The sequence below is a fragment of the Pseudomonas sp. Y39-6 genome, from assembly GCF_023651955.1.
Taxonomy (GTDB): domain Bacteria; phylum Pseudomonadota; class Gammaproteobacteria; order Pseudomonadales; family Pseudomonadaceae; genus Aquipseudomonas; species Aquipseudomonas veronii.
The window spans coordinates 3,418,158-3,434,188 of record NZ_CP069594.1; the positions used below are offsets into that span (position 1 = coordinate 3,418,158).

Consider the following 16,031-nt stretch of genomic DNA (forward strand, 5'->3'; position numbering starts at 1 on the left):
CTGGCCGCTCAACCGTCGGTGGTAAGAGTCAGCGCTTCCCATTGATCAATCTCCCTGGCCGTGCGATTCAGCTTGTCACGTACCAGTCCCAACGCGTCACTGCCCAATAATAAGTGTGCCGGTGGTGTCGGGCTGGCAATAATCTGCAACATCGCTTGCGCCGCTTTTCGCGGGTCGCCAAGCTGTTTGCCGCTCTTTTCTTCGCGGGCCTTACGTACCGGGTCGAAACTGGCGTCATAGTCAGCAATGCTTCGTGGGGTGCGCTGCATCGAACGACCGGCCCAGTCAGTGCGAAACGAGCCAGGTGCCACGGCGGTCACGAAGATGTTGAAAGGTAGCAGTTCTTTGCTCAGCGTATCGGAGATACCTTCGAGAGCAAACTTGCTCCCGCAGTAGTACGCGATGCCCGGCATCGTGATGGTGCCGCCCATAGAAGTGATATTAAGAATATGACCAGTGCGACGCTTGCGAAAATAAGGCACGAAAGCCTTGGTCACCGCTACCGCGCCGAACACGTTGACGTCGAATTGGCGACGCATTTCCTCCAGCGGCGACTCTTCAAAGATGCCCTCATGACCGTAGCCGGCGTTGTTGACCAACACGTCGACTGGGCCGTGGGTTGCTTCAATAGCAGCTACTACGCTGTCGATCCGGGCGAAGTCAGTGATATCCAGAATCACCCCATGAGCATGATCCACCGAGAGCGCCTGAAAGGCGCGCAAGGCGGCTTCACTACGCACGGTACCTATGACACGGTGGCCCGCTGCAAGAGCTTCTTGCGCCAGCGCGTTGCCGAAGCCACTGCTCACCCCCGTGATGAATATGGTTTTTCTGTTGTTCATGGCGACTTCCAATAAGTAGGGACGAGGCCATGATATCTATCGAAAACTCGGTCACCTATGCCGGTTTGTCTTAGAGCATTGCCTATTCCTATCAGAGTCAACAGTTAAGTGGGCGCGCGTTTAACCACGCAACATGTGTGTTGAATGGACACTTATGTCAATTCCATGCAATTGGATGGGAGAGTCTGCGCAATACCCAACTACTCCAGGAGAGTTGGCCAAACGCTTACTGCGCGGTTGAATGGGCATGGTCCATACGCGTATTTGAGGGATATTCTAACGCGCCTGCCGACGCAGCGGGCGAGTGAGATTGAAGAACTGCCACCGCACAAGTGGGTATCCGCTTAACCACGCGAAAGTATCTTAGTCACAGAAAGGCCCTGAGCAAATGAACCGCCGAGAGCTGTTTTTCTGCTTCGCCAGCGGTAAGAGGTCTTTCACAGTACTCTCGACTTAGAAAAACAATTGCGTCATTACCGTCAGGATTGTCGGAATAACCGGGGTGTTTTGATATCTCTGCGAGCAAGTCTTCCGAGACTGGAACGACATGAAAATGTGCGCTGAAGTCAGGAGAAAATCCCAATTTGTAGAACATTACTTTGTAAGGGGAATACACCTTTGCCAGCAGACGCTCCGAGGTTTTCATCACCAAACCGAGAGATGACATGGCTTCGTCGCTCAAATCGCTGAGATCTGAAGCCGTCTCTTCAGATGAAATTATCAAATACCCGTCGTAACGTGAATCTCGCCGATGAGTTACTATCCAGTGGATGTTGCTGAAAACTCTTAGCTCGTCCATGTAGCTCCAGTTAAACGATGTATTTATGTTGACGGTACAACCTACATTTCTTGTCCAACGATATGCAACCAATTGTCGCACGGCCCAAAGTCGTCTGGTCAAGACGGGTTTGCCATACGCTCACATTGCTGCGACGTTGGTTGATCCCGTTATCATAGGATTACTTCACGAGAGCAGATCCAGCTATGCCAAGGTCGTCATTCGCCATCCGAGTTTTGTTCGCCTGTTGCCTTTTGGTCGCTACCACCAATCACATTCGAGCAGATTTTCAGCATGGGTTGCTCTGGGACTACGGATACGGGGCCAGCGCCTATTGGGCTAGCCGTATTTTCTGGGGGGCGCTTACGTTTTTTGACCCGCTGGCGGCACTGCTCCTTTTCATAAAACCAAGGGTGGGCATCATCCTTACAGCAGCAATCATTCTGGCTGACGTCGCCCATAACACCTATTACGTTGCATTGAACCAGCAGTGGCTGGAGCCGTTCTACCTGTCCCAGGTGGCGTTTCTTGTCGCGGTTCTTCTACTTTCGCCTATTGCCTGGAACTTCACCCGTCGTCGCGTAGCACTAATCAACACGATTCGATTGTGAAGTGTTCCAATGAGGAGCAGCGTCGCTCAGTATTATCAGGATGTTCAATGCGCAGGGGCTCCTATGCAGCGTGTCATGATTATTGGCCAACCGGGGTCAGGAAAAAGTACGTTGGCTCGGGCGATGGGCAAGCACACAGGTCTTCCGGTCATCCATATCGACACGATCCATTGGCAACCGGGATGGGTTGAGCGAAACGCTGATGAGAAGACTCGCCTTTGTCACGAGGCCGAGGCTCGCGATCAGTGGATTTTTGAAGGTGGCCATTCGGCCACCTGGGATAACCGTATTGCCAGAGCCGACCTCTTAATATGGATTGATCGGTCGCCGGTACTTCGGTTTTGGCGTGTGTTTCTTAGAACTTTGACCCAGCGTGGTAGCACTCGCCCCGACCTTCCAGAGGATTGCCCAGAGCAGCTAAAGAACCTTCTAGATCTTTTCAACTTCATGTGGACTACCCGTAAATCGGCGCGTGCCAAGATGAGGCAGCTTGCGGCAACGGCGCCCTCAACATGTCGCGTCGTCTGTCTGCGATCCAACCGTCAAACCAGACAGTTTCTGTCAAGTATTCGGAACGTGCGTTGCGGACAGTCGTCGTGAAAAGTCCAGGTTCCGACAAAGCCGCTGCGTGATTGAAGAGCGCTGAGCGCCAAAGTCACGGTGTATTACTCAAGCGAGTACCCACTGGTGCGCAAGCAACTGGTCAATCTCACTCGCTCTCTGCGTCGGCCATCTTTCAAAAAAACATACGGGTGTAGATCAAGCTCTGTGAGCTTTTTCTCGTTCAAGCAGAGGGGGAGGTCGTGTTGAACGTTTGTGCAAGGTCTTCTGCTTTCGCAAAGAGCAGCATTTCCAGATCACCTATCTTGACGTCAAGTTTTCGGGAGACGCTCATGAGTAACTCGATGTAGGTTGAGTAGACACTGGTCGTTGCAATTCGAATCCAGCTTTGTTAGATCGCCTGAGCCTTCATGCGTGGCCAATGACCCATTTGAATGAATGGTGAACAAGGGTGGTATCAAGCGTCCACATATAGATCTTCGGAAGTGTTGGCAGGTGCTGTCTGGCATATAAAAACAAGGTGTTTTCGAGAGTCTGCATGGACGTGGCAATGTATTGGGCGAGGTCTCTATGTTAATTCAGCATCAAATTTGCAGCTAACGTGTATCCGTCCGGCCAAGCCAAGTCATCTGCCCAGCCCCGAAGAGCCAGGACATGGTGTGCACTTACATTTAAGTGGGCACCAGTTCTAACCTTTTAAGCGGATATTTCATGCAGCCAACACGCCGTTCCTATTCCAAATCCTTCCCTGCTGGTCAATGCAGATACTTTGCCGCAGGCCAGATAGGGGAGCTACATTTTCAACAGAATCGGCCAGAAGCCGACATCTGAAGAGCATCAGTGTGAGCTGCTAGACCTGGCGCTCCAGCGCGGTGGGTAAAGTCATGGGGCTCGGTTTACAGTGAGGCGTCTCCGGGGCCGGAGACGCCATGCGGTGTCCAGATTGCCACCGTCTTTCAGAGGCGGTACAGACTGCCGAAGTCAGCGCCATCCATCGGCGTGCTGTCCGTGCAGCCTGTCATCGGCAAACCCTGTGACCATCCTGCCGCCAAGGCCTGCACATCACGCAAGGGATCGGACGCCTTGGCGCGTTCATTGCGAATGCGGCAGGTTTCAGGATCAGTGGCAAACAGACCGCGAGCGAAGACTCGACCCTGCTCGGCCAGCTTGGCGGTCTTCGGCCCGCGGATCTCCGCGAAACGCTGCAAGGCTTCATCAAGGCCGTTCGTTCCTTCCAGGCATCTAGCAAGGTGCCAAGCGTCTTCCAACGCCTGACAAGCGCCCTGGCCCGATGTCGGCAACGGCGCGTGCGCCGCATCTCCCACAAGCAGCACATTAGCCCGGCTCCACGTGTGCAGCGGCTCCAAGTCGTGCACGGCAATCATCCGGATGGCGTGCGCCGGCGTCGCCTGGATGATACGGGCGATAGGCTCCGGCCATCCCGCGAACAGATCCTCGATCTCCTTGCGCATATCGGCTGCGGGCGTCGCCCCTGACAATGGCCGCGCCTGTGCCGCTGCCCAGTAGACCAACTCCGGCCGGACCGGCACGCATCCGAAGCGATTGCCCGACCCCCAATAATCCTGAATCGCTATATCGCTCACCAACGCACTTTCCCCCTGCGCCACACCTATCCAGTTCACAAATCCCTGATAAACCGGTGTGTTGTCCCCCGCAACGAACCCGCGTGCCACCGACCCCATACGGCCATCTGCGCCGATAAGCAGATCTGGACGGATACTCACCCCGTTCTCGAAGCGCGCTACCGCTTTGCCATTAGCCTCCAGATCGATCCCCACCGCCCGATGCCCGAACTCCACCGGGATTCCGCTCTGTGCCGCATGCTTGAGCAGCACTGCCTGCAAGTCCCTCCGCAAAATGGTATGAGTCGGATATCCCATTGTCTGGTCCAGCAGCGCGATATCGATGCCCCCCAACGAATTGCCCGCAGCGTCCTGGCGGCGCACTACCACTGGCCGGCCACCCGCTGCCGCGATGTCTTGGAGGAGGTCCAGTTCCTCCAGCACAAAACCAGCGTTGGGCCAGAGCGTCACGCCAGCCCCCATGGTCGCTGGCCCCGTCCGGCGCTCATATACCCGGGGACTGTGTCCCCGCTTGCGCAAGGCAAGCGCCACGCTCAACCCCGCAATTCCGCCGCCAAGTATTCCGATTTCCACGCTGGATCTCCTATTCAATCCGTCCCGACACGCCATCGGCGACAACCCATCGGACGAGACGGCATCTTAGATTCCGTCAATGGGGAGAACTATTATGTAAAAATGGGCGACTTTAATACCTTAATCGGGATAATCATGCGCAATGCCCTCGACCTGAACACCGTCCGTGTATACGTGGCGGTCGTCGATGCACAAAGCTTTTCCGGCGCGGCGCGCCTACTGTCCCTGCCATCCTCTAACGTCAGCCGCCACGTCGCCTCGCTGGAACGCAGATTGGGCGTCCGCTTGCTGGAGCGCAGTACTCGCCACCTGCGCATGACTGAAGCCGGCAGACTTCTCTACGAACGTGCAAAACCTTTGCTCGATTCCTTGCTCTCCACTGAGGAAGAACTTGGCGCGGTGCAGCGTGAACTGCGGGGGCCCTTAAGGATGTGCATGCCAGGCGAAGCGCCAAGGCTACTGGCCCCTATCCTGGCCGAATTCTGTAGCCTCCATCCTGGCGTCGAATTGGAGTGCGACACGCGCCTGACCGGTTTAGAAGCGCTCCGGGAAGACGTGGACCTCTCCATCGTCTTCCATCGTGGGCGCCAGGATGACAGCACCATCATCACCCGCGAACTCGCTACGCTACCCAGCATTGTGGTCGCGGCACCCGCTCTGTTAGCCAAAACGGGAACTCCGCGCCAAGTGCGCGAACTAGAGTCCTTGCCGTGCATTACTACACTGAGCGCATTGAAGGGCCAGCCCTGGCTGTTTCTCGACGGCACAGGCGAAATCGTGAAGGTATCTGTGCGTAGTCGCTATCGTGTCAACAGTGGAGAACTTGCGTTGGCGGGCGCGCGGCAAGGCATCGGTTTCGCGATAGTGGCAGCCTATCCATGCCAGGAAGATCTTGCCGCGGGCCGATTGCGGGAAGTGTCGCTGGACCTGCGCCCTGCGCCGCTGCAATTGCTTGGCGCGTACAGCCACCGGCATTCCGTGACTGCGCGGGTTCGGGCGTTGCTGGAATTTATACAGCTGCGGTTGGAACGAGTTGGGAGCGGCTCAAGATAAGGGGCCGCCAAGGATCAAGTCCGAAAGCGTCCCACCAGCCCGCTCAGCTCCGCAGCCAAGCGTGACAGCGCATGGCTCGCTGCGTTGGTCTGTAAGGCGCCCGCCGCGGATTGCGCCGACAGGTCGCGGATCGCCAACAGGTTGCTGTCGACCTCACGGGCAACCTGGGCCTGTTCTTCGGCGGCGCTGGCAATCACCAGATTGCGCTCGTTGATCTGGCCGATGGCCGCGAAGATATCCTCCAGCACCACCCCCGACGCCTGGGTGATTTCCAGCGTGCCTTGCGCCCGCGCCGTGCTGCTGCGCATCGAATCCACCGCGTGTTCAGCAGTGCTCTGCACGCTGGCAATCATCTGTTCGATCTCGCGGGTCGATTCCTGGGTGCGGTAGGCGAGGGTGCGTACCTCGTCGGCCACGACGGCAAACCCCCGACCGGCTTCACCGGCCCGGGCCGCTTCGATCGCCGCGTTGAGGGCCAGCAGGTTGGTCTGCTCCGAGACGGCCCGGATCACGTCGAGCACCTTGCCGATGTTGCGCACTTCATTGGCGAGGTGCTGGATACGCTCGGCGCTGCCGTGAATTTCGGCGGTCATCGATTGCGTACCGCTGATGTTTTCGCGTACCTGCTGACGGCTCTTTTCCGACAGCGTATTGGAGGCGGTGGCCGCTTGCGAAGTCGACACCGCGTTGCGCGCCACTTCTTCGACCGCACTGGTCATCTGGTTCACCGCGGTCGCGGCCTGTTCCAGCTGCATGTCCTGCTGCTGGAGGCCACGGTTGCTTTCTTCGGTGACGGCGTTGAGTTCTTCAGCGGCTGAGGCCAACTGCGTGGCTGAGTCAGCGATCTGGATCAGTGTTTCACGCTGACTGGCCTGCATGCGTTGCAGTTCAAGGAACAACTCGCCAATTTCGTTGCGGCCAGGCGAGACGACTTCGCGGGTCAGATCGCCCCCGGCAATGCGCTTGAAGTGCTCGCCGGCCGCGCGCAATGGGCGCAGGACGGTGCCCGAGATGAATACCCAGCAGACGACAGCGAGTGCCAGGGTCAGCAGGATCAAGGCAATGGCCAGGGTTTGCGAAGTCTGCAGCCGCGCAGCCGCCTCCGTGTTGATCTCCTGGGCACGGGCATCCAACGCGCCGACCAGCTTCACGCGAATCTCCTGAAGCTTGGTCATGCTGTTGCCGGCATCGATGTTGACTTGAAAATACTCTTCGGCGGAGCGCGCGCGCGTGGCGGCGCGTTGTCCGACGATGGCCGTGCCGTATACGGCGAACGCACGCTTGAGATCTTCGGCGAGGGCCTTCAACTGCGGGTCACGCAAGTCTGTGGTCGAGGCATTGACCTTGGCGATGGCGTCACTCCAGATCGCCTCACTGCGCACCAGCCGGGCTTCCGCGTCGTCGAAACGCCCGCCGACGGTCTCGATGAACGCCGAGGACACGTTGGCGCTGGTACGGATTGCCAGCAGCAACGCGTTGTTGATCCCGTCGATTTGTCGCGAGGTACGCCCCAACTCGTCAATGTGCTCGTGACTGCGTACCGCCGACCGCCAGCCGTTCAGGGTAGAGAACAACAGTGCAATAACGAACAGCAGCAGCACCCCGATCATCCCGGTGCGAATTTTCAGATGGGCAAACATGGGCATACTCCGCAGACCACTTAAGTAATAGTGATCGTGCTATCCGCATTCACGCAGTGAACTTGAACGGCAGAAGTGGGAACCCGTTCGATTATCGAACCCTGAATTCAATGGCTCAGGTACATGGGCTGAATGGGGCGCGCACCGGGTTCAATCGAGCAGGCGACTGACCTCACGCAGACGCGCATCGTTCAGGTTCCCCGTCGACGCCAGCAGGTTGAGCTGCGCGAGCAGAATCGCGTAGCGCTGCTGGGCCAAACGTTGCTGGGTGTCCGTGACTTTCTGCTGTGCGTCCAGCACCTCCGTGTTGATGCGCGCACCGGCCTCGAAGCCGTGGGTCACCGACGTGAGGTTGACCTGGCTGGATTTCAGCGCCTGCTTGAGCGCCTGGTATTGGCTCATGCCGCTGGTCACTTGCAGGTAGGCCTGGCGGGCCATCAGCCCGGCGCTGCGGCGCGCATCTTCGAGTTCATCCAGGGCTTTGCTCTGCAACGCATGGGCTTCGCGCACGCGGCTGCTGGTACGGCCGCCGCCATACAGTGGCACGCTCAGTTTGACCCCGACCACCGTCTGGTTATAACGATTCTCCGGCAGGGTGACGTCGTACACATCGCCGCCGACCGAGGCAAAACGGCCATGGGCGGCGATCAGGTCAAGGGTCGGCAAGTGGCCGGCTTGTTCCTTGTCGATGTCCATTTCGGCCAGGCGCTGGGCAATCTGCGCCCGCTGCACGGCGAGATTGCCTTGTTGCGCGGTGGTGGCCCAGGCGCCGATCGCGGCGGGCACCGGAGCGCTGAATTGTGGCTCCTTGCCCGACCATGGGCGCGCCTGGGCGGCGGTCAATTGGGTGAGGGCTTCGGTGGCGATATCCAGCGCGCCGCGTGCGGCGATTTGCTCGGCGAAGGCCTGGTCGTATTTGGCCTGAACCTGTTCGAGCGCGTTGTGGGTGCTGGCGCCGTCGGCCAACAAACGCCGGGTGCGGTCCTGGCTCTCCTGCAGGGTTTGCAACTGTTGCGTGCGGGTGTTCAGCAGTTCCTGGTTAAGCAGTACGTCGAAGTAGGCGCGGGCGACACGCAGCATCAGGTCCTGGCGCGCCTGTTCGGTCTGCACCTCGCTGGCGCTGATCATCAGTTTGCTTTGGTCGTGAGCAACCACACTCTGCCAGCGCAACAGCGGTTGGGTGAGAACCACGGCATAGGCGTTGGTGTTATTGCGGTTGCGATGGTAGTCGGACGAATCCTCGGCATCGACCCACGCCGCGCCGCCGGTGACCGACAGGTCCGGTAACAGGTCGGCACGGCTTTGCGGTTCTTTTTCCGCGGTGGCCAATTGTTGCGCCTGTGCGGCGGCGAACTTCATGTCGTGGGTCAGCGCCTTCTGGTACAGCTGGTACAAGTCTTCCGCCGCCGCATTGGCCGGGCAGCAAGCGAGGCTGAGGCCGCACAGGAAAGTGAGCAGTGTGATCGGGTCGAGATGCAGCCCTGGAATACGCAAGGGGATGTGCTCCACTGGAGAAGTTATCGGCTGAGGGTGCTTCTGCGCATCATCAGCACCATGGGAATGCCGATGGCCATGACCGCGCCCAATGTGCCGAACAGCATGCTGAAGGCCAGCATTTGCGCTTGTTCACGCGCTTGCAGGTAAGGCATCAGGGCCAAGGCTTGTTGATGGCTTGCAAGGTTCAGGGACAGAAACAGCGGGTTGGATTCCACGCCGCCCCAGCCGCTGGCAACCAGGCTGGACTCGGTCACATGCTCGGACAGCAGGCGATAGCGCTCCCACGAAAACCGCGTGAGCAGGGTCGCGGCAATGGCGATGCCAACGCTGCCGCCCAGCTGGCGCATCAGGTTGAGCACGCCCGAGGCGCCCGAGATCAACGTCAGCGGCAGACGGCGCATGGCCAGGTTGGTCAGCGGTACGAAGATCATGCCCAGGCCCAGGCCGCGAATCACCAGGGGCCAATAGAGCGTGTCCGGGTTGCTGTCGAGGGTGAACTGGGTGTGCAGGAACATCGCGTAGCAGTACATGACGATGCCCAAGGTTACGAACACGCGCTCGTCGATCTTGTTTTCCTGGGACAGCTTGCCGATCACCAAGGTGCTGATGGCACTGGCCACCGCTCCGGGGAAAATCACCAGCCCGCTCTGGTACGCGCTCTGTGCCAGCAACGTCTGCAAAAACAGCGGCACCATGAATAACGTGCTGTACAGCCCGAAGCCCACGCAAAACGCGCAGATGCAGCCCATCAAAAACTCGCGGTTCTGAAACAACGCCACATTGACGATCGGGTTGGTCGCGCGCCGTTCCCACCAGAAGAACCCCACCAGGCTGAAGCTGCTGAGCAACAGGCAGGCAACCGTCCAGTTCGATTCCATCCAGTCCCAATGCTCGCCGCGCTCCAGCAGGATCTGCAGGCTGCCGACGCCCAGGGCCAGCAGGCAGAAGCCGCTGTAGTCGACGCTGCTGGGTTTGCTTTCATTGGCGGAGTCGCCGATGCACAGCCAGCACAGCAGCAGGGCCACGGCACCGATGGGCAGATTGATCAGGAATATCCAGTGCCAGGACAAGGTGTCGATCAGATAGCCGCCGACGGTGGGGCCCAACGTCGGCCCCATCATCACGCCAACGCCGTACAACGCCATGCCGCTGCTGACCTTCTCCTTGGGGAATACGTCGTAAATGATTGCCTGGGAAATCCCCAGCAACCCGCCGCCCGCCAAGCCTTGCAGTACGCGGAACGCCACCAGTTGCCAGAGTTCGGCGGAAAAGGCGCAGCCCACGGATGCCAGCACGAACACCGCCGTGGAGACCAGGTAATAAGTGCGCCGCCCGAACCAGGCCGACAGCCAGCCGCTGACCGGCAGGATCACTACGTTGGCCACCACGTAGCCGGTGGACACCCAGGAGATTTCATCGACCGACGCCCCGTAGGTGCCCATCAGGCTGGGAATCGCCACGTTGACGATGGTCACGTCGAGCAGTTCCATCATCGACACCAGCGTCACGGTCAGCGCAATCAGATACGGCGACTTCATAACGTGTGGCTGCCGTGCTGTTGCGTGGCGACTTCGACGAAGGCGCTCATGCCGGGGCTCAACAAGGCTTTGTAGTCATCCGGCACGTCTTTGAGGGCAATCCTGACCTGCACGCGCTGCACCACCTTGGTGAAATTGCCGGTGGCGTTCTCTTGGGGCAGCAGTGAAAACTTTGCGCCGGTAGCCGGTGCGAGGCTCTCGACCACCCCGTCGAAAGCCTGCCCGGGAAACGCATCCACAGTGACCTTGGCCAGTTGGCCGACCCGCACGCGCCCGACCTGGGTTTCCTTGAAGTTGGCGGTAATCCACAGCGGGTCGGTGGCAATCAGGCTCAACAGCTTCTGCCCGGCGACCACGAATTGGCCCGGCTCGACTTCTTTTTTCGAGACGATGCTGCGCACCGGCGCGGTCTGACGAGTGTCGTGCAGCTTGATCCGGGCCTGTTCCAGTTCGGCTTGCGCCGCCGCGATCCGGTAGTCCTGCACTTTCAGTTCGGCTTTGTTGGCCAAGGTGCTTTGCGCGGCAGCCTGGGCATTGCCGCGTGCCACTTCCTGGGCGTGGCTCAGGGCGTCGAAACGCGCCTTGGCCACCTCGAGATCCTGAGTGCTCAACACACCTTGGGCGCCCAGGCGGCGGGCGCGCCCGTAGTCGTTGCGCGCCTGCTCCAGATTGGCGCTGGATTGCGCCAGCGCCGCTTGCGCCGCCTGGCGCATCGCGACCGCGCCGAGGACCTGGCTGTCCAACGCACCCGGACCGCCGCCGCGCCCTGCGGCAGCAAGCAACGCCTGCCATTGCGCCTCACGCTGCTCGACCTGGTATTGATATTCGCTGTCGCGGATCTGAAACAGCAGATCACCGCTTTGCACCGTGAGGTTGTCTGTCACCGGCACGCTCATCACCACGCCCGAGAGCTTGGCGCGCACCGGAATGATCACGCCATCGAGCTCGGCGTTATCGGTACTCACGTAAGCGTTGGAATACTGCCAACGTTGCCAGCCGAGCAGCAGTAACCCACCGACCACAACGCCGCACAGTGTCAGTTTTATCAATTTACCTTTGGTCATGTCCTGCTCCCTGTGGTCATGCGAGGCTTAGGCACTCAGGGCGGTCCGTGGCGTGTTGCGCTTTGTGCTGCAGGAAGTGATGCACGCCATCCCACAAATCGATGCGCGATTTGATCGCGGTCTTGGCGCTTTCGACCATGTGCTGGTGTTGCACAGGGGTGGTGACGATTTCAGCGATGATGCGTTTAGCCGCCGGGCCGTGATCGTCGCCATCCATTTCGATGTGGCGCTTCAAGTAATAGGTGAGCATCGGCACCTCGGTTTCGCTGACCGACCATTGCGACAGCAGGCGTCCGAACATGTCGGGGATGATGTCTTCACGGCCAAAGAAGAAGTACGCCAACACCGCTTCGGTGGTGCCGTGTTGCGCCACATCGAGCGTCTGGCACATGAACACTTTGGCCGCCAATGGGATATCGCGGTCGCTGAGGGCCTTGGCCAGCGGTTCCTTGGCCTGGATGGCCGCGAGGAAACGGCGGAATACCGAGCTGTCGGCGCCGATTTCATCCATGGCGGTCAGGTACAGGTCCAGGTGGCTGATAAAGCCGCCGTCGGGGTGTTCGTCGGTTTCTTCGCCGACCACGATTTCATTGATCAAGCGCGCCGCCGTGATATGCGTTGGCGGTACCCACGGCAACTCCACACAGGTGAGGTCGCGCTGGATGCGCTTGAGCAGGGTCATGAAGTCCCATACGGCAAACACATGAAATTCCATCAGTGTGCGTACATCTTCAACGGTGCGGATGTTGGCGAAAAGCGGGTGGCCGAATAACTGGGCGCGCTCGGTTTCAATGTGGCGGTCGATATCAAAAGGCATAGCTTCTCCTGCGGCCTGACGGTTCAGGCCAAAATCCATGGGGAAAGTAAGGGGACCGTTCAGTCGTTCAGCGTGTCGCCACGGTAAGGATGGCGACCGGAGGCGTACTTGAAGGACGGTATGAAGCGTGTTTCCAGCAGGTATTGCCGGTCTGCGTACCACCCCGCGTCCAGCAATTGGCAGTGGACCTTGGGCAGGCGCCAGCACGGCACCGCTGGATAAAAGTGATGTTCCAGGTGAAAGTTCGCGCCGGCGTGCAGCCAGGTGTTCAGGCGCGAGGTACGCGAGCGGGCAGGGGGCTGGTCATGGCCCTCGCTGAAGGCATGTTCCTGATAGGCATTGACTGCCGAGAGCAGGAACGCAACCGCCAGGCTCAAGGCAAACCCAAGCAGCAGCCCGTCGATCTGCCACAGGGCGACCGCGTAGACACTCAACCAGCCGACCTGGCACGCGATATTGCAGCGCGCCAGTCGTCGCACCTGGGCTGCGCTCAAAGGCGAAGGCAAGGGCGATGGGCTGACCGGCGGGCCGAAAGCCAGGCGCAACGTCGCCTGCAGATAGTTCGAGGTGGCCATCAACCGTGACAGCGCAAGGCGGCTAAACAGGCTCCGATAACGCGAGAAGTGCCGATAGTCCGGGTCCTGTTCGCTGTTGCTGTAGCGATGGTGTTGCCAATGGTCGACGAAGTAACCGGTCACGCAGAATCCAGGCAGCAACGAACTGGTGAAAATGCCCAGGTAGCAACTGTGCATAGGCCTGCTGCTCAGGTTGAAGTGGAAACCTTCATGCCCGAGGATCGCTTGCAGAAACCACCCGTACCCGGCCAGCACCCAAAGGGGCGAGCACAGCAACACCCACAGGGTGGCGGCCGTGTTCGCCACCCACACAAACAGCGCGAGGGGCAGCAGGAAGAGGCACAAGGCGTAACCGATGATCAACAGGGACTCACCCGACCGGGCCTTGAACAAGGCGCGATCGAGGCGGACCTGAGGCTTGCTGTGGAGTTGTCTGGCCATTGGCAACGCGTTACTCGATCAGTTCAGGTTTGAGCGCGAGGTGCCCGCCGCGGGTCAGCGTGCGCAGGCGCAGGGCGATAAAGGCGTCGACCACACTTGGTGCGATACGCGCGGTGTACATGGCCAGCGTGCCCATAAAGGTCAGCCCGCGGTTGCGCAGGCCGTCTTTTTGGCAGGCGCGAACCAGGCCATCGGCGGCGGCATCGAGTTTCTCTTCGAGAGACAGCAGGGTCCTGTCACCCCACATGAACGTCACCAGGCGCTTGACCGACAAACCCACGCGCTGGGCGGGCAAGTGAATGGCGGTGTCGATAAAGCCCGGGTACACGGTGACCACGTCGAGCTGCCCGCGATATTGCATGCGCAGCACGTCCGAATAAGCACTCAGCGCGCGTTTGCTGGCAGCGTATGCGGCTACATAAGGCGCGTTCACCAGGGCAAACAGCGACGACACGTTGACCACTTTGCCGCGCTTGCGCAGCAACCCCGGCAGGAACCCGGCCACCAATTGCCATGGCGCGAACAGGTTCACATCCACCGCGCGGGTGACTGCGTCGGTGACGCCGGTTTCACCGCGTTCCAGGGTCAGGGTGCCGGCGTTATTCACCAGGATATCGATGTCGCCGAAGTCGGTGCTGATGGCGCCAATCACCTGCGCCAGCGCCGTTCGGTCACACAGGTCGACTTGATAAAACCCATCCAGCAACCCGGGCTCTTGTGGCGCAAGAATGTCCAGGCCGATCACGGTGGCGCCCTGTTTTTTCAATGTGCAGGCCGCCGCGTAACCGAGGCCGCGCGCGGTTCCGGTGATCACGACGATTTTTCCGAGCAGGTTCATGGGTGCGCTCCGGCGATGCTGAAGGTTGAGTGGGACAAGTAGGTGTCGAGGTTGCTCGCCATCGAGATCTTCGCCGGCGGGTGAAACTGCAGGCCACGGCAGGCCATCAACCAGTTCGAACTCTGGTTGCTGGTGATAAACGCCATCCCACCGAGCATGGCGTGGGCCTGGTCCGAAAGCTCGGTGAGCAGTTGTTCGATGCCGTAGCGCACCAGCAGCAGGCGGGCCAGCACGTTCGGCAGGTCCTGCGGGTTGCGTTCGATATCCAGCGCCGCGCCTTCCAGCGCACTGATCGCCAGTTGCAGCCGAGCCGCCAGCTCCACGCGGTGATGGGGCGTCCAGCGCCCGGCCTCGATCACAGACTCGACCAAACCGGCGCAGGCCCCCACGTAGGACGCGCAAATCAACAGCTCGAACCAGATGAAACCGACGGTTTGCACGTCACCCAACAGGTGTTTGTAGCCGGCGGAAAACAACATGCGTTCGGGCACGAAGACTTCGTTGAGGCGCACCTCGATGCTTTCGGCGGCGGCCAGTGCGCTGTTCTGCCAGAACGGCGACCGCGTGATGCCCGGTGCATTCGCCGGAATCAGTGCGACCATCAGCTCTTCGCCCTCGGCGGTCTGGCGGGTGTAGCTGGCGGTGAGCAAGTCCATCGACTGCCCGAGGCAGCAGGGCTTTTTGCTGCCACTGAGCAATACACCTTCAGGGGTTTGCAGCGCCTGCATGTTCGAATCGAGAATGCCGGCGCCCGAGTTGCCTTCGGCAAACCCCGAGGACAGCAGCAAGCGCTTTTGTGCGACCGCCGCCAACAGCAAACCTTCGGCGCCGCCGCCGTTCTGGGTGAGGGCCAACAGGCTCGCCACGGAAAACTGATGCATGGTGCTGGCCACCGCCAGCGAGGGTGAGCGCGCGCCCAGGGCGATCTGCACATGCACGGCATCAAGGATGCCCGCGCCCAACCCGCCCGCGGCACGGTTGACCAACAGGCCGACCGGCCCTTGTTGCTTGAACAGGGCGATGACTTCGCTAGGCGGCGCTTCGCGTTCGGCGAATGCGATGCTCGCCAGGCGTTCGTCAAAACCTGGGGCGTAGCTGTGCAGCAAGGCACGCGAGCGATTCAACAGTGAAAGGGACATGGTTCAGGCCTTCAAGTAACTCGCCGGGAACAGACCGGTGATGATCGAGTGAATGTTGTCGCGGATGGCTTTGTGGGCCACGGGGTCGAGCATGTCGGCGAGCATCGGCAGGCCCAGGTCAAAGCGCGAGGCGAAGGTGATGACCGCGTCTTTGCCGTCCGGCAACACTTGCCAAGTGCCGGAGAAGTGATCGACATCGCCGCTCATTTGCTCGAAGTGGATTTCCCGGGTCTGGGTATTGAACGTGTCACGCTCCTGCCACTTGAGAATGCCGCTGTGGAAATTGACTTCCCAGGAGGTGAACGACACCTGGTCGCTGACCTTATTGATCGTGATATTGCGCACCGACTCGCACAGCTCGACGTAGTTGCTGAAGTCGCTGATCACGGCAAAGACTTCATCAGCGCAGGCACTGGGGATATGGGCCAGTACGTTGACTTCTTGCATGGGGGAAACTCCA

15 protein-coding genes and 2 pseudogenes are annotated in these 16,031 nt (G+C 59.8%); 4 read left to right on the forward strand and 13 right to left on the reverse strand.

Annotated elements, in window-relative coordinates; genetic code table 11:
* Positions 1 to 8 precede the first annotated feature (8 nt).
* Positions 9 to 842, reverse strand: coding sequence for an oxidoreductase (locus tag JN756_RS15525; protein WP_201022248.1), 834 nt, complete (start codon positions 840 to 842; stop codon positions 9 to 11).
* A 228-nt stretch (positions 843 to 1,070) separates the two neighbouring features.
* Here JN756_RS15525 and JN756_RS15530 point away from each other — a divergent pair.
* A pseudogene (locus JN756_RS15530) lies at positions 1,071 to 1,190 on the forward strand (transposase domain-containing protein); the annotation flags it as partial.
* 19 nt (positions 1,191 to 1,209) lie between these two features.
* Here the strand turns inward: JN756_RS15530 and JN756_RS15535 are convergent.
* Positions 1,210 to 1,641: an HIT family protein gene (locus JN756_RS15535; protein ID WP_128191444.1), complete on the reverse strand. Its 432-nt coding sequence runs from the start codon at positions 1,639 to 1,641 to the stop codon at positions 1,210 to 1,212.
* A gap of 185 nt (positions 1,642 to 1,826) precedes the next feature.
* Between JN756_RS15535 and JN756_RS15540 the strand changes: the two genes are divergently transcribed.
* Both JN756_RS15540 and JN756_RS15545 read left to right on the forward strand, forming a co-directional pair.
* Positions 1,827 to 2,231 carry a hypothetical protein gene (locus JN756_RS15540; RefSeq protein ID WP_057004112.1) on the forward strand — a complete coding sequence of 135 codons (405 nt, stop codon included), beginning with the start codon at positions 1,827 to 1,829 and terminating at the stop codon, positions 2,229 to 2,231.
* A gap of 63 nt (positions 2,232 to 2,294) precedes the next feature.
* The gene (locus JN756_RS15545) at positions 2,295 to 2,831 is read left to right on the forward strand and encodes an AAA family ATPase (RefSeq protein WP_236255118.1); all 537 of its coding nucleotides are present in this window, start codon (positions 2,295 to 2,297) and stop codon (positions 2,829 to 2,831) included.
* A 917-nt stretch (positions 2,832 to 3,748) separates the two neighbouring features.
* Here JN756_RS15545 and JN756_RS15550 read toward each other — a convergent pair.
* Complete coding sequence (locus JN756_RS15550) at positions 3,749 to 5,005, reverse strand: FAD-dependent monooxygenase (protein WP_236255119.1); 1,257 nt, start codon at positions 5,003 to 5,005, stop codon at positions 3,749 to 3,751.
* Between the two features lie 99 nt (positions 5,006 to 5,104).
* On the opposite strand from JN756_RS15550, the gene JN756_RS15555 reads away from it, so the two are divergent.
* Positions 5,105 to 6,022: a LysR family transcriptional regulator gene (locus JN756_RS15555; protein WP_046385277.1), complete on the forward strand. Its 918-nt coding sequence runs from the start codon at positions 5,105 to 5,107 to the stop codon at positions 6,020 to 6,022.
* Between the two features lie 14 nt (positions 6,023 to 6,036).
* Here the strand turns inward: JN756_RS15555 and JN756_RS32425 are convergent, their stop codons facing one another.
* From JN756_RS32425 to JN756_RS15600, 10 genes and pseudogenes are all read right to left on the reverse strand, one after another.
* The gene (locus tag JN756_RS32425; RefSeq protein ID WP_442966392.1) at positions 6,037 to 6,900 is read right to left on the reverse strand and encodes a methyl-accepting chemotaxis protein; all 864 of its coding nucleotides are present in this window, start codon (positions 6,898 to 6,900) and stop codon (positions 6,037 to 6,039) included.
* Positions 6,901 to 7,668: pseudogene (locus JN756_RS32430) on the reverse strand (Tar ligand binding domain-containing protein); the annotation flags it as partial.
* Positions 7,669 to 7,812: 144 nt separating this feature from the next.
* The gene (locus JN756_RS15565; RefSeq protein ID WP_169864586.1) at positions 7,813 to 9,156 is read right to left on the reverse strand and encodes a TolC family outer membrane protein; all 1,344 of its coding nucleotides are present in this window, start codon (positions 9,154 to 9,156) and stop codon (positions 7,813 to 7,815) included.
* A gap of 23 nt (positions 9,157 to 9,179) precedes the next feature.
* Entirely contained in the window at positions 9,180 to 10,697 is a 1,518-nt protein-coding gene (locus tag JN756_RS15570) for a DHA2 family efflux MFS transporter permease subunit (RefSeq protein ID WP_046489551.1), read from the reverse strand.
* Positions 10,694 to 11,761: an HlyD family secretion protein gene (locus JN756_RS15575; RefSeq protein ID WP_046489549.1), complete on the reverse strand. Its 1,068-nt coding sequence runs from the start codon at positions 11,759 to 11,761 to the stop codon at positions 10,694 to 10,696. The genes JN756_RS15570 and JN756_RS15575 overlap by 4 nt, the downstream gene beginning before the upstream one ends.
* 16 nt (positions 11,762 to 11,777) lie before the next feature.
* Positions 11,778 to 12,578 (reverse strand): DUF3050 domain-containing protein, encoded by an 801-nt coding sequence (locus JN756_RS15580; RefSeq protein WP_017849072.1) that lies wholly within the window; start codon positions 12,576 to 12,578, stop codon positions 11,778 to 11,780.
* Positions 12,579 to 12,637: 59 nt separating this feature from the next.
* Positions 12,638 to 13,594 carry a fatty acid desaturase gene (locus JN756_RS15585; protein WP_201022249.1) on the reverse strand — a complete coding sequence of 319 codons (957 nt, stop codon included), beginning with the start codon at positions 13,592 to 13,594 and terminating at the stop codon, positions 12,638 to 12,640.
* A gap of 10 nt (positions 13,595 to 13,604) precedes the next feature.
* Positions 13,605 to 14,432, reverse strand: coding sequence for an SDR family NAD(P)-dependent oxidoreductase (locus JN756_RS15590; RefSeq protein ID WP_017849074.1), 828 nt, complete (start codon positions 14,430 to 14,432; stop codon positions 13,605 to 13,607).
* On the reverse strand, positions 14,429 to 15,571 hold the full coding sequence (locus JN756_RS15595; RefSeq protein WP_201022250.1) for an acyl-CoA dehydrogenase family protein: 1,143 nt from the start codon (positions 15,569 to 15,571) through the stop codon (positions 14,429 to 14,431). The genes JN756_RS15590 and JN756_RS15595 overlap by 4 nt, the downstream gene beginning before the upstream one ends.
* A 3-nt stretch (positions 15,572 to 15,574) precedes the next feature.
* Positions 15,575 to 16,018 carry a type II toxin-antitoxin system RatA family toxin gene (locus JN756_RS15600; RefSeq protein ID WP_046383430.1) on the reverse strand — a complete coding sequence of 148 codons (444 nt, stop codon included), beginning with the start codon at positions 16,016 to 16,018 and terminating at the stop codon, positions 15,575 to 15,577.
* Positions 16,019 to 16,031: the final 13 nt, after the last annotated feature.